Origin of the sequence: Yersinia alsatica (assembly GCF_902170305.1) — a bacterium.
In the GTDB taxonomy this organism is placed as follows: Bacteria; Pseudomonadota; Gammaproteobacteria; order Enterobacterales; family Enterobacteriaceae; genus Yersinia; species Yersinia alsatica.
In genome coordinates this window covers 477450-492813 of the sequence record NZ_CABHWW010000026.1, presented here as the reverse complement: position 1 = coordinate 492813, position 15364 = coordinate 477450, and the positions used below count along the sequence as shown (strand labels likewise).

Sequence of the window (15364 nt, the reverse complement as noted above, 5' to 3'; positions counted from 1 at the left end):
AAGAATTTCAAGGAATGAGACACCGCGCACAAATTACTGTGAGAAAACTATTTTCTCATTCTGCCAATGATTTCTTACTTCTACTATGGATACATTGCAAACAGGCACACAGATTAACCGTTCACGCCTGAGATATATCTGAAAAGATTTATTTAACTGTGGTTTTTCACTCGGGAAAACAAATAAAAAGGGCTCATCTCATGATTGCATTTATAATCGCAATAGTGATTACTATCATTGCTGCATGGTTAATCATTAAGAATTACCAACCGCAAACCGTGCTGTTGTTAGCCGGTATTTCATTACTGACTATCACTGCTATTTTTTACCCAGAACACGATATTTTATACGATAAAGCGAAATCGACCGGTTCAGTTTGGATTGATATTTTTGCCTTTGCAAAAAACTCACTCTCTACTCAGGTTGCTGGCATCGGTTTGATCATTATGGCTGCCGGCGGTTTTGCCAGCTATATGGACCATATCAAAGCATCAAATGCCATGGTTAATGCCTGTATTCGCCCTCTACAACTGATTAAAGCCCCCTACCTTATTCTGGCAATTGGCTATATTTGCGCACAGTTATTGCACGTGGCAATTTCCAGTGCTGCCGGGTTAGCCATGCTGTTGTTGGTGACTTTCTTCCCGGTACTGGTGCGCTTAGGTGTGAGTAAAGCCGCAGCAGCCTCAATGATTGGCCTTTGTGCCTTTATGGATCTTGGTCCTGCGGTGGGGACAGCTAACCTCGCGGCAAAACACGCAGGTATGGAAACCGCAATCTATTTTGTCCATTATCAGATGCCGATTGCTGTTGCCGTGATGTTAGTGGTGTCGGTGTTAGTCTTCTTTACCGCCAAATATTACGATAAAAAAGATGGTCATTCTGTTGTCGTTCAAGATATTAACAGCGCCGAAAACACCGAAGAAGCACGTGTTCCTACCTTCTACGCATTATTACCTATCTTCCCGGTTGCTCTGGTTCTGATATTCAGCCCGTTATTTATTGATACCATAAAAATAGATGTGGTCACCGCCATGATTATCGGTACGTTGACGGCATTTGTTTGTGACCTGTTGGTGAAACGTGATTTCCGTGGCTGTTGTAAAGGCATTCAAGTTTTCTTCAAAGGTATGGGGAGCATGTTTACCAGCATCGTTTCTTTACTGGTTTGTGCTGATATTTATGCCCAAGGGATGCAGAAAATTGGGGCGATAGACTATTTACTGGAGTCAGTCCAAAACGCCGGTTTTGGCTTTGCCAGCATGACAATTCTAATGACGCTGCTGGTCGGTGTAACTGCAGTATTAACTGGTTCTGGTGTCGCTGCCTTTTTCTCCTTCTCAGGTATGGCACCCTCTATCGCCAGTAAATTCGGCCAAGAAGCAGTTACCATGATTCTACCGATGCAGTTAATGGCCGGGATGGGCCGATCTATTTCTCCGGTAGCCGGTATCATCATCGCCGTCAGTAAGGCTGGTGAATGCTCTCCATTTATGATTGTAAGACGAACGCTAATTCCGGCTATCGGTGGCATCGTCACCATGATGATAGCTAATTACCTGCTGTTTTAAATTCAGAACATTTCATCATCGTTGAGTATTTGGATATTTAATATGTTTCATGAAGATAGCCAAGAATCACTGTATATTCCCTATACGGGCACGTTATTGATGGACACTCCCCTGTTAAATAAGGGGAGTGGATTTACCAGTCATGAGCGGGAAACTTTTAATTTACGCGGGCTGCTGCCCGCGGCAGTAGAAACTATTGAAGAACAGTCGCAGCGGGCCTATCAACAGTTTCTCGACATCAAGTCCGATATTGCTCGCCATATTTACCTGCGCAATATCCAAGATACTAACGAAACACTGTTTTACCATATGGTCGGCAAGCATATTTCAGAGATGATGCCGATCATTTATACCCCGGTTGTCGGCCATGCTTGTGAGCACTTTTCTGATATTTATCGCCGAGCTCGGGGGCTGTTTATCTCTTGGCCTGACAGGCATATGATTGATGATATTTTGCATAATGCGACTAAGCAGAATATTAAAGTGATTGTTGTAACTGATGGTGAGCGCATTCTCGGTCTTGGAGACCAAGGTATTGGCGGAATGGGGATTCCAATAGGCAAACTCTCCTTATATACCTTGTGCGGTGGTATCAGCCCAACTCAAACACTGCCTATTTTACTTGATGTGGGAACGAACAATTCTCAGCTGCTTAATGACCCACTCTATATGGGTTGGCGTCATCCACGGATTAGCGGCGATGAGTATTTTGAGTTTGTTGATATCTTTATCAGCGCAGTCAAACGCCGCTGGCCCCATGTATTATTACAGTTTGAAGATTTTGCCCAGCATACGGCTATTCCACTGCTAAACCGCTATCGCGATCAGCTCTGTTGCTTTAACGATGATATTCAGGGCACCGCCGCCGTCACGTTGGGCACCTTAATGGCCGCCAGTCGCGCCGCAAATAATCAGCTACGGGATCAGCGCGTGGTATTCCTTGGTGCTGGTTCTGCGGGATGTGGTATTGCTGAGCATATCGTGGCACAGATGGTATCCGAAGGCTTAACCGACGCCCAAGCGCGCGCCAATATCTATATGGTTGACCGGTTTGGTCTGTTAACCGATGACCAAACTAATCTTGCGGCTTTCCAGCAGCATCTGGCGCAACCACGCTCAAGTTTGACAGGCTGGAATTGCCAAGGTGAAACATTCTCACTTATAGAAGTGATCCAGAACGTCAAGCCGACAGTGCTGATTGGGGTCACGGGTCAACCGGGATTATTCAGTGAAGAAGTGATCAGGACAATGTATTGCCACTGTCAAAAGCCCATTGTTATGCCGTTATCCAACCCAACCTCGCGCATGGAAGCTCGCCCGGAGGATATTCTGCGCTGGACTGAGGGTCATGCCATTATCGCCACTGGCAGCCCCTTCGAACCCATTGTTTATAAGGATAAGGCCTACCCTATTGCCCAATGTAATAATGTTTATATTTTCCCCGGCATAGGGCTGGGTGTTATTGCCAGCCAGGCACGACGTGTCACGGAAAGTATGTTAATGGCCGCCAGTCGGACGCTGGCCGATTTCTCGCCCCAAGCTCGTGATGGCAATGGCTCGCTGCTACCGGATATTAAAGATATTCAGCAAGTCACACAGGCCATTGCTTATAGCGTCGCGAAAGAAGCTCAGTTAGCCAGCGTAGCAAACGAGATCCCAGATGATATGCTGAAAGAAACTATCATTAAGAATTTCTGGCAGCCGCAATACCGTCTTTATAAACGGACGTCTTTTTGATTATTTTTAAGAGGCTGGGGAGCAACGTATTTATAAAGTGCCACTGGCACTAAATATGATGCTCCCGCTATCAATACCTAGTCTTGATTTTTTACTTCATTAACTGATGGGTATCAGGCTAAGGTCTGAGTTAATTGGAGTCGGAAGCGGTAGACAAGATCTATAACAAAACTAATTATCTTGGTGTTGTAATTTTCGAGTTTTGGATATGGGGTAACAAGTCACTGGTAATTAAAGGTGACCCGCACACTGAGCCTCGCATTACGGATGCAGAAAAACTGGAGGTTTCCACTGCACTCAAAGTAGTAGCTGCAGTCTATCCCAAATCCAGTCTTTCATTTTCTGGTAATCAATTTAATTGATTCGAGAATTTCATTACTACTCAGCGAATCATTATCAACGTTAAACTAACAGAAGATTAAATTCTATAGTCATATTTGCAACTATATTAATTTTTCAGTAGTTTTTCTTTCCAAAGAATCCATCTTCATATTTACACTCCTTATCCTCTTTTCCCCAATACCTTGGAATACCATCAGTATGATTTAAATCAACAATTTTAACACCAGAATTCACTGCATAAATATCATAGTCATGCCCTGTTTCAGGAACAAAACCTATCCAACGCGTTGCGATTATTTGGTTATACTGCGACCTAAATGTTTCTTCCTTATATGTTATTCTTATATGCTGATTAGATTTAATTCTATACTCCAACGAATCCATTCCATTCATTTCCGAAGAAGGAGGCCGCATTCCTGTTATTTTCTTATTGTACGTCGATTTTATGCCAACAAGATTAATACCTGCGGTCAAAGATTTTGTACTTACCAGTTTAAAACATTGACCTGATTTTTCATAAATTTCTAATGTCAGTGGTGGAAGATAGTTTTTGACTCTTATTCTTGCCGAATCACTTCCAGTGTAATCCTCCAACGATTTGGTCATATTAACTGCACATCCTGAAATGGCACAACTCAAAATAAATACTGTATTAAGCTTAATTAATTTCATTAAAAACATAGCAAATCCTTTTCCATAAGTTAATTTTACTACAACAAAAAATATTAGCCCTAAGTTTATCGCTGATCTTCAGTTAGGTCTTCACGTTTGATACCCAGGTACATCTGTTGGGCAATATACTTACCCATTACCCCACCAGACGCGTCGACCACCACATTACTGGCAAAGGGCTGATTTCGAGAGTGGGGAAACAGACATCACTAACTGAGCATTTTATCTATCCCTAAGGGATATATTGCTTCATCCAAAGGCATTTTTAGTCACTGCGCGGAACAAATGCCCCCTGTGATATCAGGGGACATGGGCACTAAAGAGAGTTACTTAGCATCTTTACCGTAATTGGGTGAACGCGGCCCGTACAGAATGCCGTTAGGCGTTCCTGCCGTCAGCATTCGGGTGCTGGTAACTCCAGCAATATCATGACTATGATCAGTCAGTGTATTGCTGATTTGTGTGACCGCCGCTTGCACCAACATGTCGATGACACCACCAGAAGAGTTATCGCCTTCATTACTGGACGCAGTAGCACTGCCGCTCCACAACAATTTTCCGGTTCTCAAATCAACCAGTTTGGCATTCGCTGTGACACGAGTATCACTGGTGATAATCTGATAAGAGGTACCGTATTGCACCACAGTGATGTACAGCACTGCATCTGCGCCGAAGATTTTATGCAGTTTGGCTGGGCTGGCAGCATGGATGTCACCCGCATTTGTCATGCCATTTTGCTTAAATGTCTCTTCCACGACAGCAACGGGCAGCACGTAATAGCCCGCTTCAGCTAACGGGTAAGTGACCTGAGACAACATACCATGGCTGGCAGCCACTTCTGGTGATTGGTTCTGCGGCAGCAAGACCAAAATACTCTTTGGTTTGCTTTGCTTAAATGCAGAATAGTCCTGCTGCTGTACTGGCTTGGCACAACCAGTCAACAGTAGCGCCATCATAACAGCACAGATTGCGAAAATAGATTTCATTTAAATGCCCCTTTATCCTTGCTCATCAAGAAATCCATAAACGGAGCAGACTCAGGGAATGCCGTTTTCTCGGTATTGAATTCAGCCATCGCCAAATCTGTATGCCCGGTATTGCCATACAGCATGCCCAAATGAGCATGTAAGCCCGGAGGAACTGGCATATTTTTCGCGCGTGACTTTTCAATATTCTCTTTTAAAGCAGCAATTTGCTGTTCAGGGCTGGCATCCGATTTATAGTAATCATAAATCGTCGTTTGGTAGTTATCCCAGTTGTAAATAGGTTTCGGTGCCGTGGCACAGCCCGCCAATACTGCGGCAGCTAACACCAAAGAGAGCTTTCTCACTAATTTCATATTGTGGTATCCATACTCATTATTAGGAATTATTTTGCCATTAACGTCTATTTCGCCGGTTGCCATGCACCCGATTCAATGCCAGCAACCAGATTGTTGACAGCTTCACGGATAGCCAAGTCCAGCACCTTGCCATTCAAAGTTGAGTCGTAACTTGCTGTTCCGCCAAAACCGATCACTTCGCGGTTGGACAGTTCATACTCGCCAGCACCCTGTGAAGAGAACACCACTTCAGAGGTTTTCACATTGACGATATTCAGATTCACTTTGGCGTAGGCAATCTGAGATTTACCCCGACCCAAAATGCCAAATAACTGACGATCACCAGTCTCTTTGCGACCAAACTCGGTCACATCACCGGTCACGACGTAAGTCGCGCCTTTCAATTGCTGGCTTTGCCCTGAAATAGCCGCTTCGGTTTTCAGTTCTTCCATATTGGTGCGCTCTAATACGTTAAAGCGGCCAGTTTGTTGTAAGTGCGTCACCAGAATGGTTTTTGACTGGTTCCCCAAACGATCAACACCATCGGAGAATATCCCGCTCATATAGCTTGAACGGTTGTCAAATTTACCCACAGAAATAGGGCTGCGTGGGCCGTTATATTGCGTGCCATAAGAGGCGACTTTCGCCACTTCTAACGACCGCGAGGACTCAGAGGCACACCCACTTAATAAAAATGCAGTTATTAAGGTGGAGGCTAAAAATATTCTTTTCATCATAAAAGCACTATTCTCGATAAAAGATTGAACAATTATATCTGATCCCCTTGGCAGACCTGTTATGGAGCACTTGGGCTGCCAAAAGACTCAGACGGTTAAGCAGGTTACTGTTGGGTCTCTTTTTTTTATTAAAAATACATATTAAATCAAAAAGATAAAAACATTTTCATTGTTAGGTAAAGCCAGTTTTCTACATCAATGTGAGTTCACCGCATTGATCTTAAATTTATGTGGATATATCAAGATAATTAATTACTTTCTCTCGTTACATACTGTAATGGTAGGGAGTCAAAAATATTTATCTCATCTCCTAGACTAATGATAATCAAGCTGAGTCCATCCTCAAAGCCAGCTTTGTTCCTATAGTGGCCTTTTCAGTATCTGAGTAAATTACAAAAAATTTTTGCTCCCATTTCCCCGATATATTGGGGAAGTAACCACAAGTCTGACATACCCATAATTGCTTCTTTACCATACTCAGCGAGTCTCACTCTCTCTTGCATCGGTAATTTAATGAGTTCAAGATTTGGCTCTTTTTTTCACAACAAAAGCTAATCATCCTAATAAGTATCAGAAAAAATGAGTTGTAACTGTTGAGGGTACTCTAAGTTGGAAACCTCAAAAAACATTAAAATATTGATATTAAACAATTTTATATCAATAGTGCCATTCACCTACTTATGATACATCTCTGGGAAACATCTCATTTCAGAGCCCCTTCAGTGCATTTATCACTTTGGATCAATCTATACTTAGTATCTGTTTATAAAAAAACTCACCAAAATCATTTGCTAGGGGCTTAAATGCAAGTTGATTGTCATTTACACCAGGAGACCATAGTTTAACAGGTGCTTCAATACCTGGCTGAGCACAGTCTAAAACCACATAATCCCCAGATCCCGTAGAACTGATAATTATATAATTACTTGGTAAGTTAGAATTATTTCGCTCCTGCATAGTTATCCAGACAGCATCAGGGACACTTGAGTTAAAAAAATCAGAGTTAATCAATCCATAAAACTCTTGACCTGCTATATCCCCACACCCTAAATTCTCCAAAAAGTATCGATATGTCGTAGGGAAGCTTAAGCCGAGCACTTTCTCAGCAGATTTAATGAGTGCATCATCTTTAGGCCCATCAAAATCGGCCCCGTCAATCTTACCATTGATAATATCAATGGCATTTTTCATATTATTCAAGCTCATATCATCTACCCTTTAAAAGCCTGAGCGCGTTCTTTCCAGTAATTAGAACGCCATTTATCAAACTCAGTCCGATTAATGCCTGAAGGTATACTGTTATCATTAATATGGATAACACCATGATTATCCTTATGGAAAGTTTGTGTCACCTCCGCTATAGGGCCATCTTGACGTTGCAACATGTGATGTAAATTCACAGAGTTTCCATTAGCATCAAGCGGGGCCAGCCCTTTTTCCATCCTTTGAATATTACTTCGTCCCCTAGCATCTACAGCATTTAGATCAAACAAATCATTCCGCTGATAGACCTTGTTACCATTAAATTGTATTGGTTCAGCAGACCAGTATTTTCTTTCCTGACCAAAGTAATTGGCACTACTAACCTCATCACTGGCCTTATTGAGTAACTTCGATGCTTCAGCAACATCGCCTTTCTTCAGTGCTGTTTCTGCAGCCTTAATAAGCTTACCTGCAGTGTCACCCAAGACAGGAACCAAGCCTACTGTCGCGATCAGGTAATCCAGTGCACTCTGTGCTTCCGCAAAACTTTTGATATCACCGATGATGGGAACGAAGTCTATCCCAAAACCCACAGCCCCTTTCAACAGCTCATCGCGATGTTCACTTATCTTCGCCGAACAAGCATCTGCACTAAGCCCGGCGCAGTTCTGTGCCTTGAACTCCTCAACAGCGGCAACCAGTTCTTTCTGCGCATTCTGGTATTTCTGTTCCTGCGATACACCAGAGGTTTTATTATCAATAATGTCATGGAGCGAGTTATTCTCCACCGCATTCTTCCCGGTCTGCGCACCTGCAACCGTATCAGCGGTGCTGTCACCGGTCAAGCCACCCGCCAGCCCTGCTGCCAGTGTTGCCAGTGCACTGACCGTCTGTTTCTGGTCTTCCGAGAGATTGTTTTTGTCCCAGCCCATTGTCGCGATGATAATCGGTGCCATCAGTTCTGCCGTCGCCGCACCCGCTGCACCCGCCAGTGCATTGTTACCACTGGCATACGCCGTCACCGCACCCAATACCGCGTGCGCCATGGCATTGGCTACCTGATTATCCCCTGTACCAGCCTTTATCACTTCCGCCAGATACGGTGCCGAGGCGCCGCTCAGTGCCTGTGCCATATTGCCGCCCGCCAGTCCCTGTATTGCTGCAGTGGCCGCCTGCATCGCACGCTGTACCGAGCCGCCTGTTCCCAGACCTGACTCGTTAAACGCCTGATTGTAAGCAGTTTGGTATATCTGGTTATTGATATCCTCAGCGGTGGCTACTTTGCCCGGATTGACTTTTTCCCACTGTTCTTTTGCTGCCGCAATATCTTCAGGCCGGACATCCTTCATCTTCTCGTTAGCCGCATTGGTCGCAATAATCTTGCCCTGCGTGCGCGCAATATCCATCGCCTGACCGCCAATCTCGCCAATCAGCTGGGCTTCTCGCAGGCGGTTTTGCTCTTTCTCTTTATCAAATATCGGGCCGATGCTGCCGTTGGCATTCTCGGTGTCGCGGCTCAGGTCTTCAACATTCTGCTGCTGTTTATCCTGGTCACGGATGGTGATAGTGCCATCCGCGATTGCCGACTGAGTGGTGCCCTCGGCATGGCCGTCATTACTCAAACCCGACAGCACCACGCCGCCCAGATTACTCAGCAGGTCAGACCCGACCGGGCCACCGGAGCTCAGGCTGCCGCCCTGATGTTCAGCCTTGAAATCGGCCTTGTTCTCAATATCACTGAAGCCCAGTGTGCCGGTATCCAGACTGTTTTTGCTCTTGTCGGCGGTGCTGGCAATCACCGCGCCATCAAGCTGCGTATGTTCACCGACGGTGATATCAAAACCGCCCTTGCCAGCATATATTCCGGTCTGCTCCTGCACCGAATCATAATTGCTGTGCAGCTTGTCCTGACTCATGCTCAGGTTGGCTGAGCCGCCGCCGCCGGCCACTGCCATGCTGATACCGCCGCTGGTACTGGTTTGCTTCGCATCATAGTTATCGCTGTCTTGCTGGCTTTGCAGCAACAGGTCGCGGCCCACATCTACCTTGACGGTTTCGCCGCTCGCCTGAGCACCGATTAGCGCGGTATCACGGCCACTGTGTAGCGACAGCGTGCCGCCACTGTCGACCTGGGTTTCCGTCCAAGTCGTGCCGTCGCCGTGCTCATTGCCCTGACCCTTGTTGGCATTGGCAAAGATGCTCAGGCCACCGCCAGAGCTACCGAACCCCAGACTGACCCCCACACTGCCGCCACTGCTGCTGTTACTGCCGTCGGTTTTTTGTGTGTTGGCGGCACCCAGCAGCAATATGTCGCGCGCAGCATCCAACGTCGTATCGCCACCGGCTTTGAGCTGGCTGCCCTGCACCACGATATCGCCGCTGTTCGCGGAGTTCCCATCACCGGTCGCATTGATGGTTAGATTGTTACCTGCCGTCAGGGTCGAACCGGTCACGCTGGTCTGTTCCTGATGCTGTTGCGAGGCCGATTTTTGTGAGCCTAATGAGGCGCTGATGCCGAACATGCTGGCGGTATCGCCCCCCTGCGCCTGCACCAGTTGCCCAGCCTGTACCGCCTGAGCACCACTGAGCGCAGCCTTCACGCCTTGCAATGCCGCCAGTCGGCCATTGCTTTCGTCGCTGGCAGCTTTGGCGGTGGTGACCGCGGTATTGAGGGCGCTGCCGACTGCGCCGGATAGCGCCAGTGTCAGGCCGCTGGATTTTTGCTCGACGGTATGGGTCTGGCTGCTCTGGTTTTCAGCCGCCACAATGGCAACGTTTTTCCCGGTCAGATTGATATCTTTAGCCGCCAATACATCGGAGCCTTGCACCATCAGGTTTTCACCGGCGGTCATGCTGACATTGCCCAGTACACTGCCCACTGTACTGCCGACGTTGGAGATGGATTTGCCGGTGTCGGTGACTTTGGTGCTGTTGCTGCCGACCGTGACCCCAATACCGCCAGTGCTCATCAGGCCAGATTTTTTCTGCTCATACAGGTGAGACTCGCTTTCGCTCTGCTGCGCAGTGCCGACGATAATGTTCTCTTGCGCGCGTAGGCTAATGTCGTTGTCAGCCACCACATTGCTGCCGATGACGGCGATATTTTTACCACTGATATCCATAGAGCCGGCTGACAGCATCGAACCCACCGCCAGCGTCTGGCTAATACTGTCTTCAGTGCGGGTGGTGGTGCTGGAGGCCAGCCCTTTTTTAGTGCCGGTATGATTGCGCTGCTCGTCATGCTGCTCAGTCTGGGTGGTGAGGGTGATATCGCCGCCCGCCGCCAGCTTTAGCGCACCGTCGGTTTGTATCGCACTGGCACTGAGGCTGATGTCTTTCGCCGCCTGTAAATTGATGTCACTCTTGGCATTCAACTGGCTGCCGAGCAGGGTTTCATCATAGAGATCCACCGAGCTGCGACTGCGTTTGCTCGACGATTCACCGGTGACATGCAGGCTGTCAGTGGCGGCACTCAGGCTAATATTCTGCGCCTGTACATCAATAGTATTGGCATTAATATTAGCGCCGATGGCGGTCAGATTGTTAACGTTGGCGGTCAGTGCGCCACCGACATTCACTTCACTGCCCAGATGGCGGATATGCTCACTGGTCGAGCTGCTACGGCCATAATTTGCCGTTATCTGGTCGCGGGTTTGCACCGTATTGAGCAACCAGTCGCCGCCAGTATTGACCTGTAAATCCTGACCGACATTGAGGCTCGCGCCTTGCATGATAAAGTCACGTTCAGTATTGATAACCGCGTTATTGCTGACATTGATGCTGGCCAGCGGCCCCAGCACGGTTTGGCTGCGCTGGACGGCCCCATTATCGCTGTTGAGTTGCGCACTGTCGGTGCGCAGAATGATATCGCGGCCGCTGTCCAGTTGCAGGTTAGTGGCATTTAATCGGCTGCCCGTCAGGTCAATATCACTGTTCAGTGTACTGAGTAACATGTTGCCGCCCGCCTGAAGTAAGCCGCCGCGGTTATTCAGGTTGATGTCTTGCGCCATGCTGATGCTCAGGTTATTGCCAGCTTTCATCGCCCCCTGATTGGTGAAACCCTGAAGCTCGGTTAAGGAGATATTCTCGGCGGCAATTAATGCGCCGTTGGCCTGTAAGTCGCCCGGCTTGACCCCTGCCAGATAGACCACCGGTACCAGCACCGTTTGCCCGGCGACTTCACGGCTTTCCATCAGCACGATATTGGTGGTTAATGCCGCCATCTGCTCAGCACTAAGGTGCGTGCCGAGGGCAATATTAAAGGCTTCACTATATTCGAGGCCCGCCGCAAATAATTCCTCGAACTGCTCCTGGGCGCTACGGTAATCACTGGCTACCGCCTGACCGGTCAACGCCAGAACTTGATCGCGCACCAAACGCTGCTCATAGGCATTATCGCCCAGCCGTTTGAATATCACATTCGGGTCGTTATTCAACTGCTGGAGCACGTAGTCGGATCCGCGCCAGTTATTCAGGTTGGCAAAGGCAGGATTCGTTTCTATCAAGTACTGGCTGTTGACGGTGTAGTCAGTACTGAACTGATACAGCCCGCCATTAGGCGGTGTCAGGGAAATGCCGTTAAACTCGATGGCAAGGTCTTTCCCGGAATTGTTGTTTCCATTGGGTGGCGCAATAGCACCGGGATTAGCCCCATTGTTGATCGTGGTGCCACTGCCGCTGACGGTTTGTGCGGTGAGGCTGGAGGCATATTGGTGAGTCGCGCGCGCGCTCACCTCGGGGCCCCAATCTCTGTGCCATAACCCGCCTTTATAGTTACGGTAATTCCACTGACCGGAGGAGGTGGTCTGCTCCATCAGGCGTTGTGCACTTCCCCAGCCATCCTGTTGCAGGGTGACGCCGGTGAGGTTAATCTCACCCTGAGCACTGATTTTACTCCAGAAGTTTTCCAGCGTACCCACTTGCGGGGTCAGGTTGCCCCCCGCCAGCAGTTGCGCCTCCGGGCTGATGTTATCGATGCTGTTATAGGCGATAGTCGACGTATAATCGGTGCCAATATAATCGCTGTTATCTGCCCCCTCATGAGGCGGCTCGCTATAGCGCCCACCCGGTATATCGGGGTTATCCACTGTCCAGTAAGCTGACCCATTCACCGTGTCGGCCACCACAAAGTCGCTATTGGCGGTGAGAATATGGCGGCGATTGGTCAGCGTTGTGGCGTAAACCAGCAAATCTTTGCCGGATTCAATCAAGCCGGACAGGTTGAGTACCTGAGCCGCCCGCAGATAATTCCCGCCGCTGTCTTGCCCCCCCGCCAGAATAATCGTGCCCATCCCTAAAATCGTGGTGGTCGGCGCGGTATCGGTGTCAGTGACGGTATCACTGTTTTCAATCACCGGAGCCAGTAAGGCTAAAGTACCGTTTTCATCCGTAGCACCGATCAGGGCGTTCGGGCCGGAGTTAGTGATGCGCTCGCGTGCTTTGAGTGTGGCTTCGGCACCAATCAGGGTGCCGGAGTTGAACAGGGTATTAACGTCGGTATTGAGCAGGCCGCGGGTCAAGATATCGCCGCTATTTATCAATGCGCCAACGGTGGTGAGGTTGGTTTGTGCCGCAATGATATCGGCGGTATTCAGTAAGCTGTTTGAGTCGGTGCTGAATTTGCCGCCCGCGAGCATTTGCCCGCTATTGGTCACGTCGCCAGCGGTGGTCAAAGTGAAATCACGCCCAGCCTGAAGGGTAGAACCCGCCAGATGGGTGAAATCACGCTGTAAGCTAATCGCCAAATCTTCGCTGGCTGTAATCTTGCCAGCATTATTATCCAATTGGCCCAGATTCAAAGAAACCGTGTTTGCCGCCAGCGCGCCACTCTGGTTATTGAGGGTTTGCCCGGCATTGGCACTGGCGTTAAGGGTCAGTGCGCCAAGGGCGAGTATATTGGCACGCTGCGTGCTGATATCTCCCTGAATGGCAGTGATATTCATCTCACGGGCTTGCGTGTAGCTGTCAGTCAGATCAATCCGGCTGCCCGTTAACGTCATGGCACCTGCGGCGAGGGTTTGTCCTTGTGCGACTAATTCTTGCCGGGTTTTCACCGCCAGATCACCGCTATCCGTCAGGCGACCATCACTCTGTATACCCGCGCCCAGCAGGCTATTACCGTTGCTGTTTACACCTTCGGCTTGTAGCGAGAATGTCCCGGCAGACAGCAGAGTGCCATCACGGTTATCAATATAACCCGGCAGATTCAGATTAAAATCGGTGGTGCCGGTTTGCGCAATCACGCCGCCCACATTAGAGAGAGTTTGCGCGTTAAAGGTTATCTTATCTGCAATCAGGCGGGCATTATTGGTATATAACACCGAAGTCGTTGATGCCGACAGGCTCTGGCTGGCAAGCACCTCAGCCCCGGTGAGATTGATGTCCCCGCTTTGTGCTGTGAGGGCCACATCACGGCTTTGTGTCTGACTGCCGCTTAAATCAATACTGCGCGCATTGAAGCTCTGTGCTGTTCCACTGATATTCTTGCCTTGCGCGGTGAGTTGCCCACTGGCGTCAATGCGCAGTGTGCCACGGGTAATGCTGCTGTTGTCGGATTTTACGCCCGCACCCAACACAGAATTTCGGCTGCTGTTAACCTCAGCCGCACGCAACGAAGTGTCACCCGCCGCCGCAATGGTGCCACTGTTAGTCAGTTTACCGGCGGTGGTAAGCTGGGTATTGGCGCTGGCGTAGAGCACTCCGGAGTTTTCTATGCCAGCGCCGGTTTTCACCACTAAGTGCTGTGCGCTGTTGATTTGGCCGCTGTTCATTAGCATGCCATCGGCGGTTATGGTGATATCGCCCGCAGCAGCCCCTATCTCTCCGGCATTGCGCACACCGACACCGCTTTCAGTACCAATTAGACGAATTTTACCGGCATACATGCCGCCCAAACTGGCAACATCCACCGCCACACTTGGCCGTGAACTGCCATCAGCGGCTTTAGCATTAATGGCCTGATGTGCAGCATCCACCTGATTACGCCCGGTGGTGACATTCAGCTCATTGGCCCAGATCCCGGCATTCACTTTGACAGAACGGGCGATCAGATCGGTATGATCCTGACGGCTGCTGTCCAGACCATTGCCCTGAATAACAATTTCGCCCCGCTCGACATCGTAGCCCGTCAGTTGGCCATTAGTGAGTTGCGCCTGACCAGTGGTTAATGTCGCGCGGTTGGCGTTGATAAAGCCGCAGCCCTCGCAGGTAATACCGGCCGGGTTAGCGATAACCACCTGTGCCTTGCGCCCGGCGACTTCGATATAACCATTAAGTTTACTGGGGTCGCGGCTGTTGACCTCATTAAGGATCACGCTGGCTTCGCCTCGTGCCAGCCAGGGGTTGCCATCCACCACGCCAGCAATCTGGGTTTGGTTGGGACCGTGGCCGTTATTGAGGATCACCCCGCGATTATCGACATCGAACTGGCTATAAACGTTGCGCGACACCCCACCGCTACTCGGGGTCTGGATATTCACCTGTGGTGTGCCGTTGGCGCTGTTAATAATAGTCGGCTGCTGATTACCCGGCGCACTGCCATCGGCAACAATATTGGCCTGGGCCGATAATGAGACACAGCCCAATGCCAGTAACAGGCTGAAACTGAGTGGAGATAATGCACTGATACGACGGCTCTGAGTCTGCCCAACCCCTGATGACGCAGAAGAGGCGGCCCGACCGGAAGCGGCAATATCAGCCACCACCATCAACATGCCACGCGCCTGGTTAAATACGATACGGTACAGGTTCTTATTCATGGTTCATTCTCAAAGAGTCGTTAT

General features: G+C 48.9%; 8 protein-coding genes. 2 read left to right on the top strand and 6 right to left on the bottom strand.

Going from position 1 to position 15364, the window contains the following annotated elements:
• The first annotated feature begins 200 nt into the window (after positions 1 to 200).
• Both dcuC and FTA96_RS16280 read left to right on the top strand, forming a co-directional pair.
• Positions 201 to 1571: a C4-dicarboxylate transporter DcuC gene (gene dcuC, locus FTA96_RS16285; protein ID WP_050121037.1), complete on the top strand. Its 1371-nt coding sequence runs from the start codon at positions 201 to 203 to the stop codon at positions 1569 to 1571.
• A gap of 42 nt (positions 1572 to 1613) precedes the next feature.
• The gene (locus FTA96_RS16280) at positions 1614 to 3308 is read left to right on the top strand and encodes an NAD-dependent malic enzyme (protein ID WP_050135519.1); all 1695 of its coding nucleotides are present in this window, start codon (positions 1614 to 1616) and stop codon (positions 3306 to 3308) included.
• Between the two features lie 456 nt (positions 3309 to 3764).
• Here FTA96_RS16280 and FTA96_RS16270 read toward each other — a convergent pair whose 3' ends face one another.
• The 6 genes from FTA96_RS16270 to FTA96_RS16245 form a co-directional block, all read right to left on the bottom strand.
• Positions 3765 to 4331, bottom strand: a complete 567-nt coding sequence (locus FTA96_RS16270) for a hypothetical protein (protein WP_050135523.1) — start codon at positions 4329 to 4331, stop codon at positions 3765 to 3767.
• A gap of 317 nt (positions 4332 to 4648) precedes the next feature.
• Entirely contained in the window at positions 4649 to 5308 is a 660-nt protein-coding gene (locus FTA96_RS16265; protein ID WP_050135525.1) for a DUF799 domain-containing protein, read from the bottom strand.
• Positions 5305 to 5661, bottom strand: a complete 357-nt coding sequence (locus tag FTA96_RS16260; protein WP_050109013.1) for a DUF4810 domain-containing protein — start codon at positions 5659 to 5661, stop codon at positions 5305 to 5307. The genes FTA96_RS16265 and FTA96_RS16260 overlap by 4 nt, the downstream gene beginning before the upstream one ends.
• Before the next feature lie 47 nt (positions 5662 to 5708).
• Complete coding sequence (locus tag FTA96_RS16255) at positions 5709 to 6380, bottom strand: CsgG/HfaB family protein (RefSeq protein ID WP_050109012.1); 672 nt, start codon at positions 6378 to 6380, stop codon at positions 5709 to 5711.
• A gap of 741 nt (positions 6381 to 7121) precedes the next feature.
• On the bottom strand, positions 7122 to 7586 hold the full coding sequence (locus FTA96_RS16250; protein ID WP_145574325.1) for an SMI1/KNR4 family protein: 465 nt from the start codon (positions 7584 to 7586) through the stop codon (positions 7122 to 7124).
• Between the two features lie 5 nt (positions 7587 to 7591).
• The gene (locus FTA96_RS16245; protein WP_145574323.1) at positions 7592 to 15340 is read right to left on the bottom strand and encodes a hemagglutinin repeat-containing protein; all 7749 of its coding nucleotides are present in this window, start codon (positions 15338 to 15340) and stop codon (positions 7592 to 7594) included.
• Positions 15341 to 15364 lie beyond the last annotated feature (24 nt).

Coding starts and splice junctions, on each gene's coding strand:
- FTA96_RS16270 (WP_050135523.1), bottom strand. CDS start 4,331: ATGTTTTTAATGAAATTAATTAAGCTTAATACAGTATTTATTTTGAGT.
- FTA96_RS16245 (WP_145574323.1), bottom strand. CDS start 15,340: ATGAATAAGAACCTGTACCGTATCGTATTTAACCAGGCGCGTGGCATG.
- FTA96_RS16250 (WP_145574325.1), bottom strand. CDS start 7,586: ATGAGCTTGAATAATATGAAAAATGCCATTGATATTATCAATGGTAAG.
- FTA96_RS16280 (WP_050135519.1), top strand. CDS start 1,614: ATGTTTCATGAAGATAGCCAAGAATCACTGTATATTCCCTATACGGGC.
- FTA96_RS16260 (WP_050109013.1), bottom strand. CDS start 5,661: ATGAAATTAGTGAGAAAGCTCTCTTTGGTGTTAGCTGCCGCAGTATTG.
- FTA96_RS16255 (WP_050109012.1), bottom strand. CDS start 6,380: ATGATGAAAAGAATATTTTTAGCCTCCACCTTAATAACTGCATTTTTA.
- dcuC (WP_050121037.1), top strand. CDS start 201: ATGATTGCATTTATAATCGCAATAGTGATTACTATCATTGCTGCATGG.
- FTA96_RS16265 (WP_050135525.1), bottom strand. CDS start 5,308: ATGAAATCTATTTTCGCAATCTGTGCTGTTATGATGGCGCTACTGTTG.